Genomic DNA, 23,588 nt, shown 5'->3' with positions numbered 1-23,588 from the left:
ATGCCTGGCGCACAACAAAAAAACCCGGCCGCGTGTGGGCCGGGTTTCTTTCAATCCCTGACGGCCTTTACGACATCAGGTTGTAGACAAACACGATAGCAACCGCCACCGGTGTTACGAAGCGAACCAGGTTGTACCAGAGCGCAAAGCTGCCTCCAGAAAGGGCCAAATTGCTCTGCAACGACTCTTTCGCCACGCACCAGCCGACAAACAGTGCCGTCAGCAGGCCGGACAGCGGCAGCATCACGTTGGCGGTAAAGAAGTCGAGCAGATCGAAGATGGTGTTGCCCTCGAAGCGCTCGAACATGCCCAGGGGCGCGAAACCAGACCACTCGTTCAGGGACAGGATGGACGCAATACCCAGCAGCCAGCAGGCAACCCCCACCACCACCGTGCTTCCCACACGGCCAACGATCAGTTTGTCTTCCAGCCATTCAACCACTGGCTCCAGCAGTGAAATAGCGGAAGTCCAGGCCGCGAACAACAGCAGCACAAAAAACAGGGCACCAAAAACGCTGCCCATCGGCATCTGGCCGAAGGCCAACGGCAGGGTCTGGAAGATCAGGCCGGGGCCCGCACCGGCTTCCAGGCCATTGGCAAAGACCACCGGGAAAATCGCCAGGCCTGCCATCAGCGCCACCACGGTATCCATGATGGACACGGTCACTGCAGTCCGCCCGACCGACACATCGTCTCCCAGATAGGAGCCGTAGGCCATCATGATGGCCATACCCAGGCTCAGGGTGAAAAACGCATGGCCCAATGCCACCAGTACGCCGTCCATGGTCAGGGCGCCAAAATCAGGCGTAAACAGGAAGGCGACAGCAGCACCGAAGTGGCCGGTGGTAGTGGCATAGCCCACCGCAACCAGCAGCAACACGAACAGGGCGGGCATCAGGATGGTGACGGCTCGCTCCAGGCCGGATTTGAGGCCACGGGCCACCACGAAAATCACCAATGCCATAAAGATGGTGTGCCAGATCAACAGTGTAACCGGGCTGGCCAGCAGGCCGCCGAACAGCTCACCGATGGCGTCCGCGCTCTGGCCGGTAAAGTCGCCCATGGCAGCGTGGCCGACGTAGGACGCCGCCCAGCCCCCAATCACCGAATAGAACGACAGGATAATGAACGCTGCCAGCACACCCACAATGGCAGAAATCCGCCATAACGGTGACGCCAGGTTGCGCTCTGCCACCAGGCGGAAACTGGTGATCGGGTTATGTCGGCCACTACGGCCGATATACACTTCCGCCATCATGATGGGAATACCGACGATGGCGATACACAGCAGGTATACGAGTACGAAGGCGCCACCACCATTTTCGCCGGTTACGTAGGGAAACTTCCAGATATTGCCCAGCCCGACGGCCGAACCGGTCGCGGCCAGGATAAAGGCCATACGGGAGGACCATAGCCCGCGATGAGCCGGAGTAGATTTGGAACCAGTCATTGTTTCATCCTGTGCTTTTGGCCGATGAATCGATTAGAAGAGGTATGCCGAAGGCCTGCTTCAGCAGATGGGGCGGGATTTTGCCAGCAGTATTCGCAGGATGCCAGCCAGGGCCGGCACCGGGATGTAAACATCTCCGGGGCCGGACGATAACTAGCCGTTTTTACTCACGAACCGGGAGACCAGATCTTTCAGCCCGCGGGACATCTGGCTCAGGCTGTTACTGCTATCCTTGGCGGAATCCGCCTGCTGGGTACTATGATCGGCCAGTTCGGCAATATTCACTACCTGATGGTTGATCTCCTCGGATACCTGGCTCTGCTCCTCAAAGGCCGCCGACATGCTGATGAAGCTGTCGGAGATATCGTGGATCGAAGACACGATTTCCTGCAAGGACGTTTCTGCCTCCCGCACCTTCTCCAGACCCTTGCCCGCATCTTGCTCCCCTTCACGGGTGGCCTGTACGGCTTGCTCTACCTGGCTACGGAAATCATCGATGACCTGCTGTATACGGACCGTGGAATCCCGGGTGCGGCGGGCCAGAGACCGGACCTCGTCCGCCACCACGGCGAACCCTCGACCCTGCTCGCCAGCACGGGCGGCTTCGATGGCCGCATTCAGTGCCAGCAAGTTGGTTTGTTCAGCGATGTCTGAGATCAGGCTGGCGGCCTCACCAATGCTTTCCGTTGAGGCACCCAGTTTCTGGATGGCCGTACCAATGCCGTTCACCCGGGTCACCAGCTGTTCGATGGCCGTCAAGGCCTCACCGCTGCGCTTGCTGCCGGTGGCCGCCATCCGGTTGGCTTCTTCCGCCACTTTGGCGTTGCCATTCACGGTTTCGGTCACTTCCTGGATCGACACCGTCATTTCGTTTATAGCCGATGCGGTCTGGTCGGTCTCGGCCCGCTGTTTGGCAATCGACTCGGCGCCCTCGCTGATGTAGCGGTGGCTCGCCCTGGCATGCTCGTATAGAAGCTCCGCCTGGTCATCAATACGGGCCAGAGCAGTACGAATCCTCGCTTTCTCGCTCATGATCAGCATCGCCATTTGCGAAAACAGGCCGTTTTCATCGCTGTAGGTCCGTGCAACAACACCATCGCGGAAGGCATCGGGACGCAGATCAAGCAGGCCCTGTAAGCGAGCGGTGATGGAGCGAAGCGTCAACCCTGCAGCCAACACATGAGCGACCACAATCAGGCCGATGGCCATCCCGGTATTACCTATGGCAGTTAACGCCACCAGGCTCAGGGCCAGCGAAAGGGCAAAGGGCCATCCTGATCGCATGGCAGAGACAAGCTGGCCCTGGACACTGACTGCCGACTTGCCGGAGGATAGCTTAGGGTAGAGTTTCTCAGCCCGCGCCACTTGCTCACGGGTTGGCGAGACTCGTACCGACTCGAAGCCAATCATTTTTCCGTTTTCAAGAATCGGGGTCACGTAAGCGCTCACCCAGTAGTGGTCACCGCTCTTGGTGCGGTTCTTGACCACGCCCATCCAGGGTTTTCCGGCCTTGAGGTACTCCCACATGCCCTGAAATACGGCTGAAGGCATATCCGGGTGACGGATCACGTTGTGGGGCTGGCCGACCAACTCCTCTCGAGAGAAACCGCTAATGTCGACGAATTCGTCGTTGCAGTAGGTAATGACGCCTCTTGAATCGGTGGTGGTAATCAGCCGACCGCTTGCGGACATTCTGACTTCACGCTGGGTAACCGGAAGGTTTTTTCTCATTACGGGCTGTCTCCCTGACATGGCCATTCCACATTTGGTTTGGCAATTATGGCAACTCTAAGCGTAGACGCCGTCAGCAAAAAGTGGGAAATATACGATGTCCAGCGGATATCAGAGCGAACCGAGACGCTCCTTTACAGACGACGCGAAATACCGTTACACCGCCAGCCTGGCGCGGGGATGAAAACGCGCATTCAGCCACAGCGACAGGGCGATAACACCACCGCCGATGGCCAGTCGCAACAGGTCGGCATCCCGGTTCCAGATCACCAGATTAACGAGCAGCCCGGCGGGCACCAACACGTTGTTCATGATCGCCAGAGTGCCGGCATCCACATGGCATGCCCCCCGGTTCCACAGGAACAGCCCGATACCGGACGCTGCCAGGCCCAACCAGGCGAGAATGCCCCACTGCAACGAGGTAGTGGGCAGACGACTGGCATCGCCAAAGATCAGGAAGGATGGCAGGGCAATGATCAATGCCCCGAAAAAGAAATAACCAAACGTACGGTAGGCTGGCAGTTCCGTTGGGAAGCGCATCATGGTGTGCTTGTAGCCGACCTGGCCCGCCGCAAAGGTGAAGTTCGCCACCTGCAACAGCAGGAAGCCAGTGATAAAGCCCTGGCTCAGGCCGTCGTAACGGATAATCCCCGCACCCAGCATTGCCACAGCCGCGGCAACCAGAGCAATCGGCGAGAAGCGCCGGTACAGGGCGTCATCGATCAGGGTGACATACAGTGGCGTGAAAATGGTAAACAGCAGAACTTCCGGCACTGTCAGGTAGCTGAACGAGCGATACAGGCACAAGTAGGTCACGCCGAACTGCAGCATACCAGTGACCAGCACGCCCAGTTTCAATCCGCCGGGAACTCCACGCCAGCGGGTCAGCGGCAGAAACACCAGGGCGGCAAGCACCACACGGGTCAATACTGCGAAATCACTGTCCACACGCCCGGCCAGAAATTCGCCAATCAGGCTGAACGAAAACGCCCACAGGACTGTTACGAAAATCAGAAGACCCATATTACCCGCACCTGAAACATTGGAAGGCGGCACTTTACCCGCTACCACACTGGGTTGTACACAGTGCGGCGGAAACACCCTATGACATTCGGGGTGAGGAATGGGGTACCATCCCGCGTTCCTGACACATTCCGATTTACTTCTCCGGCCCAGGCTCACGATTCCATGGACGAAACCCACCAGCCATTACCAGAAGTCCGCCAGCCGCTGGTCCAGCGTACGCTGACCGAGTGGCGCACGCTGGCCGTCCTGGGCGGACCGATCCTGATTGCCCAGGTGGCGCAGATGGCCAACGGGGTCATTGATACCGTGATGGCAGGCCACGCCAGTGCCGAAGACCTGGCGGCCGTGGGCATTGGCAGTAGCCTGTGGATGCCGGTGTTCCTCTTTTTCATGGGACTCCTGGGGGCCTTGCAGCCGATCATTTCCGGTTATAACGGGGCGCGCACCACCGAGAGAATCATGCCCGCGACCTGGCAGGGGCTTTATATCGCAGCCGGCGGCACGGTGATCATGATCCTGCTGCTGACCAACGTGCACCCGGTACTGGATGCCCTGAATCTGGAAACCAACACCGCCCGTATCACCCAGGGCTACCTGGACGCCTTCGCCTGGGGCATTCCTGCGATGTTGATGATCATGGCACTGAGGGGGCTGACGGACGGGCTCGGACATACCCGGGTGATTATGGCTTTCTCGGTGCTGGGAACCCTGATCAACCTGCCCCTGAACTACATCTTCATTTACGGCAAACTCGGCCTCCCGGCCATGGGCGGCATCGGCTGCGGATGGGCTACCTCCATCTCCAACGGCGTTGCGGCCCTGGCGCTACTGATCTACCTGAACCGCAGTGCGGTGTATCGCCGTTTTCACCTGTTGGCAGACTGGGCCAAACCGGACGCAGAGGGCATCCGCTATATCCTGCGCCTGGGCATCCCCATTGGTTTTACCATCTTTGTGGAAGCCAGCATGTTCTCGGTCATAGCCCTGTTCCTGGCACCGCTGGGGCCAGTGATTGTGGCGGGGCATCAGATTGCTCTGAACGTGGTATCGCTGGTGTTCATGCTGCCGCTGAGCATCGGCATGGCTCTGACCCTGCGGGTGAGTTTCCTGGTGGGTGCAAAAGCGCCGGATACTGCCCGGCTCATCGCCCGCAGTTCGCTGATTCTGGCGTCAGCGGTGGCGCTGGTATTTGCCGTGCTGCTGTTTGTGTTCGCAGAGGGTATTGCAGCGCTTTACACCGGTGAGCAGGATGTTCAGTCCGTGACGGTGACGCTGCTGGTGTATGCGGCCTTCTTCCAGATCGCCGATGTGATTCAGGTGACCTGCATCAGCGCCTTGCGGGGATACAAGGACACCAGCATTCCCATGTTCATCATGCTGTTTTCATTCTGGGGCGTTGGACTGCCTCTGGGGTGGGTACTCACGTTTACCGACTGGCTGCTGCCCGCCATGGGAGCCGCTGGTTTTTGGGTGGGGCTTACCTGTGGACTGGCGTCAGCCAGCATCCTGTTGGGACTGCGACTGTTCCTGTACTCGCCAAAACCAGAATAGTCTTGCCGGGGCGGTCACGCAGGGCTGGCGACCATGTCGTCCGCGTAGACAATACGGTCGCGCCCGGTGTCCTTTGCCTCATAAAGTGCTTCATCCGCCCGCGCCAGCCAATCGTCAGGCGTTTCGCCAGCCTGGAGCAGGGCAACGCCAAAGGAGGCGGTGACCTGTCCCCCGGGGTGACGCAGGAACCTGTGCATGATGTGCTGCAGGTTGTGCATGACCGCCCTCAACCCGGTTGAATCCACCCCGGGCATCAGCAATACAAACTCTTCACCGCCGAAGCGGAACAGTTGATCGGACTTGCGGATGTTCTGTTCGATCAACGCCACCATTTCCACCAGCACGTCATCCCCTACGTTGTGCCCATACTCGTCGTTGATCTTCTTGAAGTAGTCGATATCCAGCAACACCAGGGCGTAGGAGATGCCGTTTCTGGAGGCGCTGGCAACGGCCATTGCCAGCTCCTGATCCATGGAGCGGCGGTTTTTGACGCCCGTCAGGGGGTCGATTGTGGCCAGGTGTTCCAAGCGCTCCCGCTGGTTCTCGTTGCGATGGGCAAACACATAGGCGCAGCAGCTGACGACCATAGCCGTGGCGGCGAAGGTCCACATCTGGACAAGAGAACTGAAGGCCACGCCATGCACCATCAAGGCAACAACGGCGGCCAGATTGATAAAAATTGCGTAGCGGGGTTCCGTCAGGAAGAAGCTTGTCACCAGGCACGGATATAACCAGAACAGCCCAGGTTCTCCGACCAACGCTCCCACTGTCACCGCCCCGCCGCAGGCCACCAGGGCCATTGCAAAACCACTGCGGGCGGTATCGCCTGTTATCCAGGCGTAAATCATTCCGGCGGTGATCGCCAGCATAATACCCAGATCGACCACCCCGGCCAGCACGTTGCCCTGGACAAACCGCATCACCGCAAAGGGGGTTATCCCCAGAATGGCACTGATGGCCAACAACGTGATGATAGACAGCCTGAAATCTGTTTTCAGACGATAGAGCATAGTGACAGTACATTCCTACCAAGGTCTTATTAGCAAACTATCATAGCGCAAGATCCGATTACGGAAGCTGAACGCAACGAAATTTAACAAACGCACAAATGAAATACTTTGTTAAATCAAAGGACGCAGATTCCCATATCACCGCAAACGTCCCATTCCCGACCGTTCAACAACTGGAGTTGGTATCGGCTTAAGGGGTAAACTTAAGCATTATTATAATAAGCACCAGGAAGCCATTGAGTGCAGAACCTTCTTCGTATCGCACCCGGCGCATTGACCATTGGAAAGCCTTTGCCCTGGACGGTCTATGACGCCGATGGCAATGTTCTGCTGAGACAGGGCTACGTCATACAGAATGACATTCAGCTGGAGCAGTTGTTCGAGCGTGGCCTGTTCCAGCCCCGGGTGATTGAGCGCCCCGACGAGGATATTCAGGAAGATATCCGTCTTCGCAACCCATTTGCGGATTATCCCGTATTACTGCAAACCCTGGAATCCTCGCTAAACGCCATTACCAACCAGGATGACAGTGCCCGCCAACGGGTACTTGGCCTGTCACGAATGATTGACCAGATGTGCCAGGAATCCCCGGAGGCCAGCCTGGCACTGGTGCACCTGTACTCGATCGAGCCCACCATCCATGAACAGATACTGTTCTATGCCGTTCTCTGTCAGTTTACTGCACGGCGGTTCGGTCTCGATGACAAGCGGATCGCCGTACTGATCAGTGCTGCGCTAATGGCAAACCTGGCTCTGGTGCCGGTGGCCGACAAACTCAATGCTTCCAACCGGGTATTGACCGACGAGCAGCGCGCGGTGATACGCAAACACCCCGAACGCAGCGTTCAGGCACTCAAAGAGGCCGACATCACCAGCCCACTGCTACTCAAAATCATTGCGCAGCACCACGAACAGGCGGACGGTTCGGGCTATCCCAATGGGTTGAGTGGTACCGACATACGGGGTGAGGCGGAAATCCTGGCGCTGGCGGAACGCTATGTGGCAATGATAACGAAGCGGGCTTATCGCGAACGAATGAACATAACCGAGGCCCGCAAACTGATCGCTTCGCTGGCCGACGGCAAACTACGCCCTGCCATTCCGCGGGCTCTGCTGGCCATTCTGACCGATCATCCGCCAGGAACTCTGGTGAGGCTCGCCAACAACGAAGTGGCGGTGATTGTCCGGCGCCCGCACCGTCACCGTGGCCCGTTTGCCAAAGCCATCATTGGTCCCAGGGGCAACCGTTACAGCGGCACCTTTGAGCGGGATTGCAGCCAGCCGGATTTCAATATTATCAACGTTGAACAGCCCGAAGTGATGCCCTCCATGGACTTCGGGCTACTCTGGGGTTTCCACTAACGCTCTACGCGCTCTGTATTATCTCAAGCCCAACGCCTGGGCGTGATGCTCAAGATGGTCATCGATGAACGAGGCGATGAAGAAGTAGCTGTGATCATAACCCCGGTGCATTCTCAGATTGATGTGGTGATGCACCTTCTCACATGCCTCGACCAGCGCCTCGGGATTGAGCTGACTTTCAAGGAAGTCATCCGCTGTACCCTGGTCCACCAGCAGCGGTAAGCGTTCGCTGGCGCCGGGAATCAACAGCGTCGCATCCCACTCTTCCCAGGTTTTCGGGTCGTCCCCCAGATAACCGCTGAAGGCTTTTTGACCCCAGGGGCACTCGCTGGGGTTGGCAATCGGCGCAAAAGCAGACACGGATCTGTACTGCCCGGGATTCTTCAGCGCCGCGATCAGTGCCCCGTGACCACCCATGGAATGACCACTGATACTGCAATCCTCTGTCACCGGCAAGTGGCCTTCCACCAGTTGCGGCAATTCCTTCACCACATAATCGTACATTCGATAGTGAGGGGCCCAGGGTTGGCGTGTGGCGTTCAGATAAAAACCGGCGCCGCTGCCAAAATCGTAACTGTCGTGCTCGCCGGGCAGATCCAGACCACGGGGGCTGGTGTCGGGGCACACAATGGCGATGCCCAACTGCGCCGCTTTTTTCTGGGCGCCGGCCTTCTGCATGAAATTCTGGTCGGTACAGGTCAGCCCCGACAACCAATAGAGAACCGGCACTTTTTGCGGATTGCTGCCCACGGCAACAGGGGGAAGGTATACCGCAAACTCCATAACGCAGTCCAAGGCTGCCGAGTGGTGCTGGTAGCGCCGGTGTTCGCCGTCGAAACAGACGTTGGTGGAGAGCAGTTGCATGGATACCTCTCAGTCGGAAAATTCACGGTCTTCTGACTACGCGTATTTCGGTACTTCTATGCCATAACCGGCCTTTGCAAACTCTGCCAGGATGGCAGTGCGGGTCACAATACCGATCAAACGATCATGGTCAACCACCGGGTAGACCTTGGGCTTGCCTGCGCCCAGGTTCTGGGCCAGATCCACAACAGACATTTCCGGGGATATGGTGACCGGATTGCGAAACATAACGTCGTCCACGATCGGGTCGCCTTCGTGGTGGTAGTTGCTCACCAGCAGGGCGTGGATACAGTCCTGCTCGGAAACAAACCCGATCACCTTGCGGTGGTCATCCACGACCGGCAGCCCCGTGACGTGGTTGTGAAGCAGTGTTTTGACCACTTTGGTTAAGGGCGTTCCACGACGAATGGGCTCGATGTGGTTCCACATGACATCGGATACTTTTAGCGATTGCATTGGCAGACTCCCTGACCAGTCATATTCTGGATTCGTCCCTCTTTAAACATAGGCAATGGGGACGAAAACTGGAAGTATAAACCCGCAAACGGCCATCTCTTTCTGCGGGCACCGGCCGTCAGCCGTTGCCCTGCCTCGGCTGTTGCGCCATGGTTTCAAAGCCGATCTGGGCAAACCGCGACAACAGAGGTTCCGGAAGATCGTGCCCCATGCCGTCAATCATCTCAACGCGGGCATGAGGCATCAGGTATCCCAACTGCTCCGCAGCCACCGGCCGCACCAGCGGGTCGGCCTTGCCATGAATCACGGATACCGGCACCCGTATGCGCCGTGTGGCTGATGACAGGCTGCCAGTGGCAAGGATGGCACGGGTCTGGCGGAGAATGCCGGCGGGATGATAGCTGCGCCGGAACTCCCGTACGATCCGGTCCCTCACTTCCTGTTCGCGAGGTGGGTAGCCCGGACTCTGAATCGCCTTCCAGAAGTCCAGGGAGCGTGCGACAACTGCGGCTTCATCATGCCCCTTCGCGCCAATACCTGCCAGGCGCCAGATCAGCTTTGATTTTGGCATCGGCAGGCGCGGGCTGTTGGTGGAGGTCATGATAAGGGTTGCCGAGCGCACGCGTTCGGGGCGATTCGCAGCCACCAACTGGCTGATCATGCCGCCCATGGAAACACCCACCAGGTGAGCGCAGGTCAGGCTGAGGGCGTCCATCACCTTACAGACATCGTCCGCCATGTCATGCAGGGTATAGGGCGCGGCGATCGGCAGGCCCATCCGGTGCCTTGCCATGACCGCAACCGGATGACCCTCCAGGCGATCCTTCAGGTGCGATGACAGCCCGATGTCGCGATTATCAAACCGGATTACCCGGAAGCCTTCACGAACATACTGGTCCAGCAACGCCTCCGGCCAGAGCGTCATCTGCGCCCCCAATCCCATCACGAAGATCACTGGCTCCCCGGCGGGATCTCCCCGGGTTTCCACGCAGAACGACAGCTCGCCTGCCTGGACGTGAACGGTCTCGGGCATGGCGTTGACCGACGTATCGGCAGAACTCCAATCAGAGCGGCTTAGGGTTTCCGGCATCGAGGGACTCCTGAGATAACCAGTCCACAGCTTAACCCGAGAGCCTCCGAATCCAATAGCTTTGCAGACCCACGGCGTGTCAGAACGGCTAATTCTTTGCAGCGAATATTTACAGACAAAAATAAGTATATAAACTCAATGAGTTATAAGCTCCCGCCAAACTCGGATCTGTATTGTTCAGATCCATATTGCTGTTGTCGCGGAAGCTCCTCATTACCAAGGCACAAACACAGGGAGATTCCCATGGAAGCCTTTGAGTCTTTTATTAGCAGCATTAACGCACTGGTCTGGGGCCCGCCCATGCTGGTGATGATTCTTGGTGTCGGCCTGTTTCTGAGCATTGGCCTGAAGCTGATGCCGGTATTGAAACTGCGAGCCGGTTTCCAACTGATGTGGAAGGGCCGTACCGGGGCTGAATCAGAGGGTGAAATCCCCCCGTTTCAGGCCCTGATGACTGCACTGTCGGCCACCGTCGGTACCGGTAATATCGCTGGCGTTGCCACCGCGGTTTTCCTGGGCGGGCCAGGAGCCCTGTTCTGGATGTGGCTGACCGCCCTGGTCGGGATGGCGACCAAATATTCCGAAGCGGTACTGGCGGTACGGTTCCGGGAAGTGGACGAACGCGGCGCCTACACGGGTGGCCCGATGTACTACATTCGCAACGGCCTGGGCAAAAAGTGGGCCTGGCTGGGTGTGCTGTTTGCCATCTTCGCGGCGGTGGCCGCGTTTGGCATTGGTAACACGGTGCAGGCCAACTCGGTGGCGGATGTTCTGGAAACCAACTTCAACCTGCCACACTGGGTGACCGGCCTTGTGCTGATGGCTCTGGTGGGCCTTGTACTGATTGGTGGTATCAAACGTATCGGACAGGTCGCAAGCGCGTTGGTGCCGTTTATGGCCATCGCCTATGTCCTGGTCGGCCTGATGGTATTGGCCATTAACGCCAACCAGATTCCGAATGCCATCGCCATGGTGTTTACTCACGCGTTCAGCCCGGTTGCAGCCGAGGGTGGCTTTGCCGGCGCCGCTGTCTGGGCCGCCGTCCGCTTTGGTGTGGCCCGCGGCATTTTCTCCAATGAGGCCGGCCTCGGTTCCGCCCCTATTGCCCACGCGGCAGCCCAGACCAAGAGCCCCATCAATCAGGGCATGGTCGCCATGCTGGGCACGTTTATCGACACCATTATCGTGTGCAGCATCACCGGCCTCGTCATCATCAGCTCTGGCGCCTGGACCTCAGGTGAGACCGGTGCTGCGCTGACCTCGCTGGCCTTTGAAACCGGACTGCCAGGATTTGGCAACTACGTTGTCGCCATCTCCCTTGCGACGTTTGCGTTTACCACCATTATTGGTTGGTCATTCTACGGCGAGCGCTGCATTGAGTTCCTGTTCGGCGTCAAAGCCATCGTGCCGTACCGCGTGGTCTGGATACTGGCGATCCCCGTCGGTGCCACCATCAACCTTGGCCTGATCTGGCTGATCGCCGACACGCTCAACGCCATGATGGCGCTGCCAAACCTCGTGGCCTTGCTGTTGCTGAGCCCCGTGGTGTTCAAGCTCACCCGTGAGCATTTCGAGAAAGAACGGTCAGTCGGCGTTAGCTGATACTGAAGTGGAGTCGGATGAGGCAAATCAACGCCCTTGGTTTTCTCCCATCCGCCTCCACTGTTTATCGTATAGACTGAATCTTATGCCGGCGCTTCGTCTGGCCGGGCTTTCGTATCATCAAAGGAGGAAACGCGATGAGTTTACGTCTGGGAGATACCGCACCGGATTTTGAGCAGGATTCCAGTGAAGGCAGGATCGATTTTCATGACTGGCTGGGCAACAGCTGGGGCATACTGTTCTCACACCCTGCTGATTTTACGCCGGTGTGCACCACGGAGCTGGGCCTGACGGCCAAGCTGAAAGACGAATTCGCCAAACGTGACGTCAAGGCGATCGCACTGAGCGTGGACCCGGTCGATTCCCACAAGGAGTGGATCAAGGACATCAACGAAACCCAGGGTTGTGCCGTCAATTTTCCGATCATTGCCGACCATGATCGCAAGGTGTCCAACCTTTACGACATGATCCACCCCAGCGCCAGTGAGACGCTGACCGTGCGGTCTCTGTTCGTAATCGATCCGAACAAGAAAATCCGCCTGATGATTACCTATCCGGCCAGCACCGGTCGCAACTTCAACGAAGTGCTGCGGGTAGTCGACTCGTTGCAGATGACGGACATCCATAAAGTGGCGACACCTGGCAACTGGGAACCCGGCGGCGACGTGGTGATCGTGCCGTCCCTGCAGGATGAGGATGAAATAAAAGAACGTTTCCCGCAAGGCTATCGGGCGGTGAAGTCCTACCTGCGGATGACGCCGGACCCCGGGTCGAACTGGAGTGGCGATTAAGCGCTGAACGCGCAATCCGCTGAAACGAAAAAGCCGGGCTGATGCCCGGCTTTTCTATGCCAAAACGTCCCTGGTCTCAGAATGCCGGAACCACGGCTCCCTCGTACTGCTTCTTGATAAACGCCTTGACGTCATCCGTTGTCAGCACCTTCGCCAGCTTCTGGATTGCCTCGTCGTTGGCGCGGCTTTCATGAGCAACCAGAATGTTCACGTACGGCGATTCAGCCCCCTCAATAACCAGCGCATCTTCCGTCGGATTAAGGCCGGCTTCCAACGCGTAGTTGGTGTTGATGAGCGCCAGATCCACCTGGTTCAGGATACGCGGCAGGGTAGCAGCCTCCAGTTCCTTGAATTCCAGGTCTTTCGGGTTATCAGCGATATCACGCGGCGTAGCGGTGATCTTGCTGCCGTCCTTCAGGGTGATCAGACCGGCTTTCTGCAGCAGAAGCAATGCACGGCCACCGTTGGTGGGATCGTTGGGGATCGCCACTGTGGCCCCGTCTTCAAGCGCTTCCAGAGAGTCGATCCGGCTTGAGTAGGCACCGAAAGGCTCAACGTGAACACCCACTACGCTGACCAGGTTGGTACCACGGCCATCATTGAACTCGTCCAGGTACGGCTGATGCTGGAAGAAGTTCGCGTCCATCCGCTTCTGGTCCACCTGCACATTGGGCTGAACGTAATCAGTGAATACTTTAACGTCCAGTTCCACGCCCTGCTCCGCCAGCTTGGGCTTAACATATTCCAGGATCTCGGCGTGAGGTACCGGCGTTGCCGCCACGGAAAGCTTTTCCGCAATCGCGGCGGAAGAGAATGTTGCAACGGCAGCCACTGCCACCAGGGTCTTTTTGAAGTTCATAAGCACGTTCTCCTGCGGGTATTGTCAATGAATTCATCTAGCCTTTGGAGTACGGCAGACGGTGGGAGGCAACTGCCGAAAAACGCCCGTGAATACGTCCCTGTAGGGCTCGGTCGCGCCATCCTTGGCGCTCCACGTTTTCGGAAGTTGCCTCCCACCATCCACCTATAATCGGGCTGTTGTTATTTGCGGCTGAAATATAGAACCAAACGATCTCCAGCCATTTGTAACAACTGTACGAAAATAACCAGTAGGGCTACGGTAATGACCATTACATCGGTCTGGAATCGTTGATAACCGAAGCGGATGGCCAGATCGCCCAAGCCGCCACCTCCGACAACGCCGGACATCGCTGCATAAGAAACCAGCGTAATCGCGGTTACGGTAATACCGGCAATGATCCCGGGCAACGCCTCCGGCAGAAGGGCTCCGAATACGATCTGCTTTACTGTCGCGCCCATGGCCTGGGTAGCTTCGATGATTCCCCTGTCCACTTCGCGCAAGGACGTTTCGACCAAACGTGCAAAAAACGGGGCACCCCCAGCCACCAACGGCGGAATCGCACCGGCAACGCCCAATGACGTGCCGATCAGCATGACAGTGAACGGGATCATTACAATCAGCAGGATGATAAACGGTACGGAACGCAGCACGTTCACCACAAAGGACAGCACCGCATAAGCGATGGGCTGTTCCAGCAGTTGGCGCTTGCCAAACAGGAACAGCAGAACGCCTACCGGCAGGCCGATCAGCACGCTGAACAGCAGCGACATGCCCACCATCACCAGGGTGTCCCAACTGGCCCAGCCGATCTCGGTCCAGTCCACGTTGCTCAACAGGTCTCCCATCAAGGCTTCCATCAGCGCAGCACCTCCACGTGAACGTCCGCCGCCTCAAAGGCTTGCATGGCGGTATCGAGATTGCCGCCCACCAGCGAGAGGGTCAGCTGGCCGTAGGGCGTGTCCTTGATGTGGTCAATCCGGCCGGAGAGGATACTGAAATCCACGCCGGATTCCCGCGCCACGCTGCCCAGCAGTGGCGTGTAGGTGGATTCGCCACGGAAGGTGAGACGCAGGATGCGGCCTTTGGCGTGCTGCAGGTCCTGCTGCATTTCCTCATGGTCGATGCTTTCGCTCTCGAAGACGAAGTCCCGGGTGGTGGGGTGCTTCGGGTGCAGGAAGACATCACTGACCGCGCCCATTTCGACGACTTCGCCGGCATCCATCACCGCTACCCGGTCACAGACACGGCGTACCACGTCCATCTCATGGGTGATCAGTACGATGGTCAGGCCGAGTTCGCGGTTGATGTCCGCCAGCAACTTCAGGACCGATTGGGTGGTTTGCGGGTCGAGGGCGCTGGTGGCTTCGTCGCAAAGCAGGATCGTCGGGCGGCAGGCCAGGGCGCGGGCGATGCCAACACGCTGCTTCTGTCCACCCGAGAGCTGCGATGGGTACTTATTGGCCTGATCCACCAGGCTGACCCGTTTCAGCAACTCGTCCACCCGGTCACGAATCTCGGTGCGGGAATAAATGCCCGCGAGTTTCATGGGGAAGGCAATGTTGTCCGCCACCGTTTTCGAGGACAGCAGATTAAAGTGCTGGAATATCATGCCCACCTTGCGACGGAAGGCCCGTAGCTCGCTGGCGTTGTAGCCGGTGATATTTTCATCATCAATCAGGATGCGACCACCGGTGGGTGGCTCCAGAAGATTGATCAGGCGCACGAGGGTGGACTTGCCCGCGCCGGAGTGGCCGACGATGCCAAACACCTCGCCGGTGTCGATGGTCATACTGGTGGGGTGTAGCGCGGGGATCGCCCGCCCACCTACCTGGTAGGACTTCTGTACCTGGTCAAATACAATCACAACGTTGCCTTGTGAACGCTTTGTCAGCGCCTTGTGGGTGCAGAGGTAAAACGCGCGATTATAAACCAAACCGATGGCAAACCCGAATCCGCCACCTTGGTAAATCCCCTTACACCATTTGCCACCTGACACGAAGACCACGACTGAACTAGACTGATTCATTACAAGAACATGACTAACAATCCCGAGGCGCGCGCAATTTTGACCACAAAAACCGAGACTCCGCCCTCAAGGATGAACTCGACCCAGGCATGGGTGACCTACCTCAGCAAAGTGGAACTGCCGGTACTGGCAAACACTCTTCGCAGAATTGGTGAACTGACTGACAGCAGTAACAGCACGGTTAACGAGCTTGCAAACGTTATTCTCAACGACGCCCAGCTCACTTCCCAGGTGCTTCGGCTGTCCAATACGGTGTTCTACAACCAGACTCGCACCCAGGTAAGCACCGTAAGCCGCGCCATCACCCTGATCGGCTTCGACGCCGTGAAGTCCATGGCCATCTCGTCCCTGATCGTGGACTCCCTGCTCAAACGCAACGACCGCCCACACCTGCTTCGCTGCCTGGCCCGCGCCATCCACGCCGCCGTCCAGGCCCGCTGCCTGCTGCCAAAGCGCAACGAGCACGCCCTGGAGGAAGTGTTCATCGGGGCCCTGCTGATGAACATTGGCGAGTTGGCTTTTTGGTCCTGCGAGACCGAGCAGGCCAGTGAACTGGAATCCCGGCTGCGCGAGGGGGAGCCGACACTGGAAGCCCAGAAAGCCGCGCTCCACACCACCTTTACCGAAATTACCCGTGGCCTGGTGGACGCCTGGTCACTCGGCCCCTTTATTCGCGAGGTGGTTGCGCCCGGGCAGGCCAATTCGAAGGCCGCCAGCCTGGTGCGCCACTCCGTTGAGATGGCAAGACTGTCCGAGAATGGCTGGCGCGGCGACGACATGGAAAAGGTCATGGAAGCCCTGGGGCAGGACATCGGAGAGAACCCTGCAGCCGTTCGGGACCAGCTCAAGGTGAATGCCGGAGAAGCCGCGCGGGTCGCGGTGTCGCTGGGCATTCCCCAGGTGACCGCGCTGATGCCTGGCAGCCAGGGCAGCTCCGGCGAGGAGGCGGTGCGCGCACCAGAGGTGGACCCCAACCTGCAGTTACAGATTCTCCGCGATCTTACCCACAGCCTTACCGACAAACCGGACATCAACGAAGTCTGTCAGTTGGTCATCGAAGGCATTCACCGGGCAATCGGCATGCAGAGGGTTGTGCTGCTGATGAGCGACCGCAGCGGGCTTGAACTGGTGCCGCGCAAGTTGGGTGGCAGGGGCACCGAAGCCTGGAAGGACAACTTCACCATCCGCAAGGATGGCACCGGTCCTCTCGGGGCGCTCTTACCCCACGCTGATTGCAGTGTCTATCTGCCAAAAACGAAAACCGAAGGCGTTGCCTACGATCGCTGGCTAGGGAAAGTGCCGGCGCTGATCGGCCCCCTGAAAGCCAAGGGGCGACTGGTCGGCCTGTTTTACGCGGACAACGCGGCGGCAGACTATGTGCCCTCTGATGATCAGTTAACGGCGTTCGGACACTTTGTCCAGAACGCCCAGCTGTGCATCACGTTGCTATCGAACCATTAGTCTGCCGAGCCATTAATCCGCACTCAACAATCAGAGCTCATACAGTTTCGCAACGTGCAGTATCGGCCCGGTCGGCTGGCCGGTGGGGGAACCTCCCACCGGCTCCAGGCTGATCGCCAGTGTTCGGCTGTTGCTGAGAAGCGCCCGAGCCTCATCGTCCAGGGTTACCTGATAGGTTCCGCCTACCGGAATAACCCCGAGAGAGAGAGGCTGACCATCCGCCGGCACGATCCACAATTCATAATCCTTGCCCTGCTGGGCCGCCGTCGCGGCAACGGGGCGTAGTTTCAATTGCCTGTCGAGCGATGACTCACTGACCAGCCATAGGGGATCACTCACGTCCGCCTGTACGATGGCCCCCGAAAGACGATCATCCATCTCGGGCTCTGGCTGTTGCACCAGGAAAACGGCCAGAACCAACGCCGCAGCCGTTGCCAGCATGCTCCAGCCCGGCCAGAACCAGCGGCCAGGCGCATCATTGGCCGCGACGGCCGATACGGGTTTATCCTCCCGAGGCCAAAGCCGGCGTTCGATGCCAGCCCAGACCGACGCCGGAGGCTGTTCTTCCTCAATGCGTGCCCCCAAGTGCCCCAGCTTCTCTTCCCAGAACCAGACTTCCTGGCGGACTCGAACCGACTCCATCATCCAGCGCTCGAAACGTCGGCGGGCTGCCCCATGAAGGGAGCCAAGCACGTATTCCGCTGCCAATGCTTCTATTCTTTCCGGTGTCTTTTTCATCGTTCCAGACACCTCTTCAGAGCCATTAATCCGCGCCGAATCCAGCTTTTTACAGTTCCAATGGGAGAACTCAGGGCCTCGGAGAGCTCATCATGGGTAAACCCCCGATAATAAGACAACAGGATACTGTCCCGCTGCGTCTCTGAGAGTTCATCCAGGCACCCGCGAAGCTCGGCGCTACCCGCGACGCGAAGTGATTCGTCCAGCGGGCCGTCACGTTCATCGGCAACACGCTCAAGATGGGCATCGCCGGACGTCGGCCGCGATTTCCTGTTCCTCATAAGATCGAGTGTCCGATAGCGGGCAATCGTCAGCATCCAGCTCAGGGGCGCCCCCCGTTCATTATGATACTCACTGGCGTTGTGCCATATCTGCACAAATGCGTCCTGCACTGCTTCCTCAGCCAGGTCCCGCTGGTTTGCCAGTTTCAGGCATAACCCGAACATCCTGCCGGAGATTCGCTGGTACAGGCGCTGGAACGCCTGTCGATCTTCATGAGCTATGGCCATCAGCAAGCCCATAAGCTCGTCCTGTTCGCTATCAATGTCAGACATGTCCGCTATCCATTCGCCCGTTTGCGGTATTGATACCGTTTCTACGCACATCAGCGCTTGAAAGTTGCACTGTGACAGTAGTTGTAAAATTTTTTTGTGACAACTGCATCTTTCTCCGTACTGGCTACGTAACGTCTTTTGCAACACCAACAATACAAGAGGAAAACGGAATGAATACTTTATTGAAACGCTCCGGCCTCGCCATTGCGGTTGCCGGACTCTGTATCAGTGCCGGCGCAGCAAACGCCTCAAGCCACCGCGAAGCTCCCTTTATTACCGAAACACCAAAAGTAGACGGTACCGACTTCTACATGTTCCGCAGTTATGAGACGGGACGCGAAGGCTTCGTCACCCTCATCGCCAACTACCTGCCACTACAGGATGCCTACGGCGGGCCAAACTATTTCGACCTGGACGACGACGCCATTTACGAAATCCACATCGACAACTCCGGTAACGCCCAGGAAGACCTGACGTTCCGCTTCCAGTTCTCGGACGTGCTGAACGACATTCAGCTTGACGTTGGCGATGCCGGAGCTCAGGAGCAGGTGTCTGTGCCGCTGAAAAACATTGGCGACGCCACGGATCCAGCCAACGTCCAGTTCAGCCAGGAGTATACCGTCTCCGTCGTCCGCGGAGATCGCCGCACTGGCACGGTTGAGACGGCCACCAACGTCGATACCGGCACCGGCACATTTGACAAGCCGTTGGACAATATCGGCGAAAAGTCCTTTGCGGATTACGCCACCTACGCCAATAACCACGTGTTCGAAATGGCAATTCCGGGGTGTGGCACCAACGGCAGGGTGTTCGTTGGCCAGCGCAAAGAGGCCTTTGCGGTGAATCTGGGTGAGATCTTCGACCTGGTGAACACCAATCCTCTCGGCCCGCGCAACGCCGAAACCAATGATCTGGCAGACAAGAACGTCACCTCGCTTGCTTTGGAAGTGCCCACAAGCTGCCTGACTGGCACCGCGGCTAACGCCGATGGCCAGCCCATCATTGGTGGCTGGACTACCGCCAGTGTACGTCAGGCACGGGTGATCAACCCGGCCCCGGCGACAAATGGCAAAGGCGCGACCGTAGAAGGAGGCGCGTATACCCAGGTATCCCGTCTGGGCATGCCGCTGGTCAATGAAGTTGTTATTGGTCTGAAAGACAAGGACCGCTTTAACGCCAGTGAACCGAAGGATGACGCTCAGTTTGCAACCTATGTGACCCATCCGACACTGCCGGAGCTGTTGGAGATCCTGTTCAGTGGCGCTGGTGCGGAAGCACCCAACAACTTTCCACGGACCGACCTGGTCTCTGCCTTCCTGACCGGCGTTCCGGCAAACATGCCGGTAGGCGTGCAGGCATCGGAGATGGTGCGGCTGAATACCGCGGTTGCGCCTACGGCGCTGGATGCGCAAAACGATCTTGGCTTTGTGGCCGGGGATCAAGCCGGCTTCCCGAATGGCCGTCGCCCGTATGACGATGTCGTCGATGTTGCTCTTCGTGTTGCCATGGGTGCGTTGAACCCAGACGCTCCAAACTCGGGCGCTCCGTTCACGGATGGTGTTCAACTGGCAGCGGACCCGACCACACTGTCTGATGAGTACGAGTCCTTCCCTTATCTGATTACGCCCCTTCCGGGTGCCGTAACAAACTAAGAGGAGGTCAGGCATGAAAGTGTTAATTAACCTTGCCGCGCTTTCAGCGCTAACCATCCTGCTGACGGGCTGTTTCAACGGCTCCAGCGGTGGCGGTGGCGGTGACAGGCCAGATCCGGCGGTGGATTTCTCAACCTTTGTGAAGGCTGAGATCGCAAACACCGACGACACCCGTGAAGCCGTTCAGATCAACGACAAGGAGTTCAGCTTCAATGACCAGAATAATGAACAGGCGTTCGACGATCTGTTCATCCAATAGGACCCCTTGCCGGCCTTCAGTACGCCTGAAGCCGGCAAGCACATTCCCTGCCCTTCGGGGCGGGGCTTTTTGTGTCGGGCTGTTGTTGATGGCCAGTTTTCCAAACGTCGCAACCGCTGCACCCGGACCTATCGAGACAGATTTTTCCGACACCGACATTCTTGTTGAACTGCCAGAGCCGGCACTGACCACTTCCGAGCTGCCGGATTCACCCGAGCAGCTGGCAGACACCTTACAAAATCAGATCTCCCGTGCCAGAAGCACCGGAGACCCCCGTTTTTTGGGCTACGCCGACGGGATATTGCAGCGATGGCCCGGAGAGATGACAGACCGGCTGCTCACACTCAGAGCAACGCTGGACCAGAGCCTCCACCGTTTTGACAGCGCCCGGAATGACCTGGAAACCGTGATTGCCCGATCCGGCAGCGCACTCCAGATAAATCAGGCATTGTTGCTACTGGCCAATCTGGAAACCGTTCAGGGCAACTATGAAGACGCACGAAAGCGCTGCAGACAGTTGCAGCAATCCTATCCTGGCCTGATCGCCGACAGTTGCACGGCCCAGGTTAACGCCCGCACAGGTAACCCCAGGGCGGCCTATCAGGCCCTTCAGAAAAAATCAGAAAGCACCAGCACCAATACCACCAGCCGGCTTTGGGCAGAAGGGACCCTGGGGGATATCGCCGCGCAGATGGGCAATCCCGCCGCAGCCGATCACTGGCAGACAATACTCCGCACCAGCCCCGACGATCTCTATACCCGCGCCCAGTTAGCGGACTGGTATCTCGGCCGGAACCAGAATGACAAGGTGCTGGCCCTGACCGATGGCTATGAACAAGTGGATTCGCTGGCCGTTATTCGGGCTATTGCCATGGCTGAGTCCGGGCACCCGAATGCCGAGACGTTGGCGGAAAGCCTCAGGGAACGCTTCGCGGAAGCACGCTGGCGCGGGAACCTGCTGCACCAGCGAGACATGGCGCGCTTCCAGCTTGATGTGGAAGGCGATGCCGATACGGCACTGACCTTTGCGGCAGATAACTGGCGCAGCCAGCGCGAGCCACTCGATACCCGACTTCTTCTGCGTGCTGCCCGTGCAGCGAATGATGCACAGCCAGCCCAAAAAGTAAGAACCTGGCTGGAGAAACACGGGCAATCAGACGCCCGTTATCCGGAGGCTGACTCATGAAGCGCTTCAAACAACGAGTCTGCCTGACTCTATCGCTTCTCATGCTGGCCCTCACCTCCGGCACAGCATGGGCCCATAAAGCCAGCGACAGCTTTATCTACCTGAATCAGGACCGGGGCGAAATACGCATAGACGTGGCGCTCAGAGATCTTGCAGTGGCCTTGCCGCTGGACCAGAACGGGGATCGCCAGCTCAGTGGGGCGGAGCTCCGTGCCGGCCGGGACCAGATTACTCGATGGGTAGAGCAGGGCGTAACCTTGTCCAGCGCCCAGGCCGATTGCCGCCTGACCGGCCAGCAATGGGGGCTTTCCCGCCATAGCGACGGCCCCTATGCCGCCGGTCTCTACACCATTAGCTGCCCCGATGGCGCTGCGCCCGACACGCTGACATACAATCTTCTGTTCTCACAGGACCCGTTGCATCGCGGCCTGATAAGCCTTGAAAGCGACGGCACCAGCACGCTGGGAGTAGTAGGCCCTGACAGTCGCCAACTCTCGCTCTCCGCCGGCGACGCACCGGGAAGCCTGCAGCTGTTCGGAACCTTCCTGTACGAGGGTGTCATCCATCTGCTCATCGGTCTTGACCATATACTGTTTCTGTTAGTGCTGATGCTGCCGGCCACACTGAGAAAAAACGATGGCAGTACGCCGGTGGGGCTGAAGCAGCGACTGTGGGAGCTGACGGGTATCGTGACCGCATTCACGGCGGCCCACTCCGTAACCCTGGCACTGGCAGCCCTTGGTATTGTTCGTCTGCCCATCGCCTGGGTGGAGACCATCATCGCCCTGTCCATAGCGGTGGCAGCCATGAACGTGATGTGGCCGATACTGGGCAGAAAAACCTGGAAGCTGGCCTTTGGATTCGGGCTAATACACGGATTCGGGTTCGCCAGCGTTTTGGGGGATCTCACCAGTGGTGTTTCCCAGACTGTCCTGGCCCTCGCCGGCTTCAACATTGGCGTAGAGCTCGGGCAATTGGGGCTGCTGGTTATTGCCTTCCCGCTGCTTTACCTCTGGGGTAAAACACACCTTTACGGCAGGGCGGTCGTTCCCCTGACACTGATTGCAGTAGGCGCGATCAGCCTGTATTGGGTGGCCGAGAGGGCTATGGCCATCTGAGCCTGGCCCCGGTGCCTTTCGACACCGGGGCTCCCAATGGCCGATTAATCAGTGCAGGGCACGGAGTTGGCGTGGATACAGAGCGGCGCTGACCTCCGGTTCATCCAGCAGGTCCGCCAGTTCCATATCCACCTCGGTTTCCTCGCCTTCATCGGGCAATGGCTCAAACAGGGTGTTCAGCCATGAGGTTACAGACGGTGCTTCGTCACGACCGTATTCGGTGGACAGGGCCTTGATCCGTCGGAAGCCGATAATGCGCTGGTGCTTGGGATCACGGATCTGCTCAAAACCACGCCAGTAAATACGGTCACGTGTATGCAACTGCACAAACAGTGTGTCGATGGGCTCTGCCGGATCTTCGCCACGCACGAGCTGCTCATCGTCGCTGCCTGCCACTGACTGGGTGTCCTCTGACCCTGCCTCGGCTTTCGCTGGTTTCTTGCTGCGGATGGTCGTCCATGCCGGGTACAGCACGGCAACCGCATCGGCTTCCACATGCTCTCGGGCAGCGCGGAGGATCAGTCCCCAGCGGGCCTTGTCGGCATCGGTTTCAAGAGAGTTAATGGGCAAGTCGTAGCTTTGTTCGCTGGACAGTACGATTGCCATCATCGGGGCATCAAGCTCCCCCATGGCTTCGGCCTGTGCTACAGACACCAGTTCGTCGATTGCCATCGGTTGGTTCATAATACGCTCGCCTCCTCGATGCCATCAGGGTCGTTCAGGAAGAATGGGCTCTTCCTGACTCACAGCATAGCCTGTTCCTGCCATAAAGATAAACGTGGATACGTTGATCCTGGAT

Annotated in this window: 22 protein-coding genes; 9 read left to right on the top strand and 13 right to left on the bottom strand. The window is 58.2% G+C overall.

Annotation, left to right across the window (positions count from 1 at the left end; genetic code table 11):
- Window positions 1-67 precede the first annotated feature (67 nt).
- The 3 genes from B2590_RS14735 to B2590_RS14725 all read right to left on the bottom strand — a co-directional run bounded on the left by B2590_RS14735 (window position 68) and on the right by B2590_RS14725 (window position 4,204).
- Window positions 68-1,450: a sodium-dependent transporter gene (locus B2590_RS14735; RefSeq protein ID WP_286811627.1), complete on the bottom strand. Its 1,383-nt coding sequence runs from the start codon at window positions 1,448-1,450 to the stop codon at window positions 68-70.
- A gap of 153 nt (window positions 1,451-1,603) precedes the next feature.
- A complete protein-coding gene (locus tag B2590_RS14730) occupies window positions 1,604-3,181 on the bottom strand; it encodes a methyl-accepting chemotaxis protein (protein ID WP_286811628.1) in 1,578 nt (525 codons plus the stop codon).
- A 156-nt stretch (window positions 3,182-3,337) separates the two neighbouring features.
- Window positions 3,338-4,204 carry a carboxylate/amino acid/amine transporter gene (locus B2590_RS14725; protein ID WP_286847969.1) on the bottom strand — a complete coding sequence of 289 codons (867 nt, stop codon included), beginning with the start codon at window positions 4,202-4,204 and terminating at the stop codon, window positions 3,338-3,340.
- A 165-nt stretch (window positions 4,205-4,369) separates the two neighbouring features.
- On the opposite strand from B2590_RS14725, the gene B2590_RS14720 reads away from it, so the two are divergent.
- A complete protein-coding gene (locus tag B2590_RS14720; RefSeq protein WP_286811581.1) occupies window positions 4,370-5,758 on the top strand; it encodes an MATE family efflux transporter in 1,389 nt (462 codons plus the stop codon).
- Window positions 5,759-5,772: 14 nt separating this feature from the next.
- Here B2590_RS14720 and B2590_RS14715 read toward each other — a convergent pair whose 3' ends face one another.
- Window positions 5,773-6,768 (bottom strand): GGDEF domain-containing protein, encoded by a 996-nt coding sequence (locus B2590_RS14715; RefSeq protein WP_286811582.1) that lies wholly within the window; start codon window positions 6,766-6,768, stop codon window positions 5,773-5,775.
- A 240-nt stretch (window positions 6,769-7,008) separates the two neighbouring features.
- Between B2590_RS14715 and B2590_RS14710 the strand changes: the two genes are divergently transcribed.
- Window positions 7,009-8,130, top strand: a complete 1,122-nt coding sequence (locus tag B2590_RS14710) for an HD-GYP domain-containing protein (protein ID WP_091641492.1) — start codon at window positions 7,009-7,011, stop codon at window positions 8,128-8,130.
- Between the two features lie 18 nt (window positions 8,131-8,148).
- On the opposite strand, the gene fghA is transcribed toward B2590_RS14710, so the two are convergent.
- The 3 genes from fghA to B2590_RS14695 all read right to left on the bottom strand — a co-directional run bounded on the left by fghA (window position 8,149) and on the right by B2590_RS14695 (window position 10,540).
- The gene (fghA, locus tag B2590_RS14705; RefSeq protein ID WP_286811583.1) at window positions 8,149-8,994 is read right to left on the bottom strand and encodes an S-formylglutathione hydrolase; all 846 of its coding nucleotides are present in this window, start codon (window positions 8,992-8,994) and stop codon (window positions 8,149-8,151) included.
- Between the two features lie 36 nt (window positions 8,995-9,030).
- On the bottom strand, window positions 9,031-9,450 hold the full coding sequence (locus B2590_RS14700) for a CBS domain-containing protein (RefSeq protein WP_036202051.1): 420 nt from the start codon (window positions 9,448-9,450) through the stop codon (window positions 9,031-9,033).
- A 118-nt stretch (window positions 9,451-9,568) separates the two neighbouring features.
- The gene (locus B2590_RS14695) at window positions 9,569-10,540 is read right to left on the bottom strand and encodes an alpha/beta fold hydrolase (RefSeq protein WP_286847968.1); all 972 of its coding nucleotides are present in this window, start codon (window positions 10,538-10,540) and stop codon (window positions 9,569-9,571) included.
- Between the two features lie 243 nt (window positions 10,541-10,783).
- Here B2590_RS14695 and B2590_RS14690 point away from each other — a divergent pair, with 243 nt between their 5' ends.
- Together B2590_RS14690 and B2590_RS14685 are read left to right on the top strand one after the other, a co-directional pair.
- Window positions 10,784-12,142, top strand: coding sequence for an alanine/glycine:cation symporter family protein (locus B2590_RS14690; protein WP_286811585.1), 1,359 nt, complete (start codon window positions 10,784-10,786; stop codon window positions 12,140-12,142).
- A 137-nt stretch (window positions 12,143-12,279) separates the two neighbouring features.
- Window positions 12,280-12,933 (top strand): peroxiredoxin, encoded by a 654-nt coding sequence (locus B2590_RS14685; protein ID WP_286811586.1) that lies wholly within the window; start codon window positions 12,280-12,282, stop codon window positions 12,931-12,933.
- A 76-nt stretch (window positions 12,934-13,009) separates the two neighbouring features.
- On the opposite strand, the gene B2590_RS14680 is transcribed toward B2590_RS14685, so the two are convergent.
- From B2590_RS14680 to B2590_RS14670, 3 genes are all read right to left on the bottom strand, one after another.
- A complete protein-coding gene (locus B2590_RS14680) occupies window positions 13,010-13,792 on the bottom strand; it encodes a MetQ/NlpA family ABC transporter substrate-binding protein (protein WP_286811587.1) in 783 nt (260 codons plus the stop codon).
- Between the two features lie 182 nt (window positions 13,793-13,974).
- Window positions 13,975-14,652 carry a methionine ABC transporter permease gene (locus B2590_RS14675; protein ID WP_007155138.1) on the bottom strand — a complete coding sequence of 226 codons (678 nt, stop codon included), beginning with the start codon at window positions 14,650-14,652 and terminating at the stop codon, window positions 13,975-13,977.
- Complete coding sequence (locus B2590_RS14670) at window positions 14,652-15,659, bottom strand: methionine ABC transporter ATP-binding protein (protein ID WP_007155139.1); 1,008 nt, start codon at window positions 15,657-15,659, stop codon at window positions 14,652-14,654. Before B2590_RS14670 ends, B2590_RS14675 begins: the two co-directional genes overlap by 1 nt.
- 201 nt (window positions 15,660-15,860) lie before the next feature.
- Here B2590_RS14670 and B2590_RS14665 point away from each other — a divergent pair, with 201 nt between their 5' ends.
- Window positions 15,861-17,282 carry an HDOD domain-containing protein gene (locus B2590_RS14665; RefSeq protein ID WP_286811588.1) on the top strand — a complete coding sequence of 474 codons (1,422 nt, stop codon included), beginning with the start codon at window positions 15,861-15,863 and terminating at the stop codon, window positions 17,280-17,282.
- Window positions 17,283-17,312: 30 nt separating this feature from the next.
- Here B2590_RS14665 and B2590_RS14660 read toward each other — a convergent pair whose 3' ends face one another.
- Both B2590_RS14660 and B2590_RS14655 read right to left on the bottom strand, forming a co-directional pair.
- Complete coding sequence (locus B2590_RS14660) at window positions 17,313-18,020, bottom strand: anti-sigma factor (RefSeq protein WP_286811589.1); 708 nt, start codon at window positions 18,018-18,020, stop codon at window positions 17,313-17,315.
- On the bottom strand, window positions 18,017-18,574 hold the full coding sequence (locus B2590_RS14655; protein WP_286811590.1) for a sigma-70 family RNA polymerase sigma factor: 558 nt from the start codon (window positions 18,572-18,574) through the stop codon (window positions 18,017-18,019). Before B2590_RS14655 ends, B2590_RS14660 begins: the two co-directional genes overlap by 4 nt.
- A gap of 170 nt (window positions 18,575-18,744) precedes the next feature.
- Between B2590_RS14655 and B2590_RS14650 the strand changes: the two genes are divergently transcribed.
- The 4 genes from B2590_RS14650 (at window position 18,745) to B2590_RS14635 (ending at window position 22,789) form a co-directional block, all read left to right on the top strand.
- Window positions 18,745-20,226, top strand: coding sequence for a DUF4331 domain-containing protein (locus B2590_RS14650; RefSeq protein ID WP_286811591.1), 1,482 nt, complete (start codon window positions 18,745-18,747; stop codon window positions 20,224-20,226).
- A 13-nt stretch (window positions 20,227-20,239) separates the two neighbouring features.
- Complete coding sequence (locus tag B2590_RS14645; RefSeq protein ID WP_286811592.1) at window positions 20,240-20,485, top strand: hypothetical protein; 246 nt, start codon at window positions 20,240-20,242, stop codon at window positions 20,483-20,485.
- Between the two features lie 88 nt (window positions 20,486-20,573).
- Window positions 20,574-21,671, top strand: a complete 1,098-nt coding sequence (locus tag B2590_RS14640) for a tetratricopeptide repeat protein (protein ID WP_286811593.1) — start codon at window positions 20,574-20,576, stop codon at window positions 21,669-21,671.
- Window positions 21,668-22,789 (top strand): HupE/UreJ family protein, encoded by a 1,122-nt coding sequence (locus tag B2590_RS14635; protein WP_286811594.1) that lies wholly within the window; start codon window positions 21,668-21,670, stop codon window positions 22,787-22,789. Before B2590_RS14640 ends, B2590_RS14635 begins: the two co-directional genes overlap by 4 nt.
- A 48-nt stretch (window positions 22,790-22,837) precedes the next feature.
- On the opposite strand, the gene B2590_RS14630 is transcribed toward B2590_RS14635, so the two are convergent.
- Window positions 22,838-23,473: a hypothetical protein gene (locus B2590_RS14630; RefSeq protein ID WP_286811595.1), complete on the bottom strand. Its 636-nt coding sequence runs from the start codon at window positions 23,471-23,473 to the stop codon at window positions 22,838-22,840.
- Window positions 23,474-23,588 lie beyond the last annotated feature (115 nt).

Source organism: Marinobacter sp. UBA3604 (assembly GCF_002375325.1).
In the GTDB taxonomy this organism is placed as follows: domain Bacteria; phylum Pseudomonadota; class Gammaproteobacteria; order Pseudomonadales; family Oleiphilaceae; genus Marinobacter; species Marinobacter salarius.
This window is presented reverse-complemented; position numbering and strand designations above follow the sequence as displayed.

Coding starts and splice junctions, on each gene's coding strand:
- B2590_RS14735 (WP_286811627.1), bottom strand. CDS start 1,450: ATGACTGGTTCCAAATCTACTCCGGCTCATCGCGGGCTATGGTCCTCC.
- B2590_RS14730 (WP_286811628.1), bottom strand. CDS start 3,181: ATGAGAAAAAACCTTCCGGTTACCCAGCGTGAAGTCAGAATGTCCGCA.
- B2590_RS14725 (WP_286847969.1), bottom strand. CDS start 4,204: ATGGGTCTTCTGATTTTCGTAACAGTCCTGTGGGCGTTTTCGTTCAGC.
- B2590_RS14720 (WP_286811581.1), top strand. CDS start 4,370: ATGGACGAAACCCACCAGCCATTACCAGAAGTCCGCCAGCCGCTGGTC.
- B2590_RS14715 (WP_286811582.1), bottom strand. CDS start 6,768: ATGCTCTATCGTCTGAAAACAGATTTCAGGCTGTCTATCATCACGTTG.
- fghA (WP_286811583.1), bottom strand. CDS start 8,994: ATGCAACTGCTCTCCACCAACGTCTGTTTCGACGGCGAACACCGGCGC.
- B2590_RS14700 (WP_036202051.1), bottom strand. CDS start 9,450: ATGCAATCGCTAAAAGTATCCGATGTCATGTGGAACCACATCGAGCCC.
- B2590_RS14695 (WP_286847968.1), bottom strand. CDS start 10,540: ATGCCGGAAACCCTAAGCCGCTCTGATTGGAGTTCTGCCGATACGTCG.
- B2590_RS14690 (WP_286811585.1), top strand. CDS start 10,784: ATGGAAGCCTTTGAGTCTTTTATTAGCAGCATTAACGCACTGGTCTGG.
- B2590_RS14685 (WP_286811586.1), top strand. CDS start 12,280: ATGAGTTTACGTCTGGGAGATACCGCACCGGATTTTGAGCAGGATTCC.
- B2590_RS14680 (WP_286811587.1), bottom strand. CDS start 13,792: ATGAACTTCAAAAAGACCCTGGTGGCAGTGGCTGCCGTTGCAACATTC.
- B2590_RS14675 (WP_007155138.1), bottom strand. CDS start 14,652: ATGGAAGCCTTGATGGGAGACCTGTTGAGCAACGTGGACTGGACCGAG.
- B2590_RS14660 (WP_286811589.1), bottom strand. CDS start 18,020: ATGAAAAAGACACCGGAAAGAATAGAAGCATTGGCAGCGGAATACGTG.
- B2590_RS14655 (WP_286811590.1), bottom strand. CDS start 18,574: ATGTCTGACATTGATAGCGAACAGGACGAGCTTATGGGCTTGCTGATG.
- B2590_RS14650 (WP_286811591.1), top strand. CDS start 18,745: ATGAATACTTTATTGAAACGCTCCGGCCTCGCCATTGCGGTTGCCGGA.
- B2590_RS14645 (WP_286811592.1), top strand. CDS start 20,240: ATGAAAGTGTTAATTAACCTTGCCGCGCTTTCAGCGCTAACCATCCTG.
- B2590_RS14640 (WP_286811593.1), top strand. CDS start 20,574: ATGGCCAGTTTTCCAAACGTCGCAACCGCTGCACCCGGACCTATCGAG.
- B2590_RS14635 (WP_286811594.1), top strand. CDS start 21,668: ATGAAGCGCTTCAAACAACGAGTCTGCCTGACTCTATCGCTTCTCATG.
- B2590_RS14630 (WP_286811595.1), bottom strand. CDS start 23,473: ATGAACCAACCGATGGCAATCGACGAACTGGTGTCTGTAGCACAGGCC.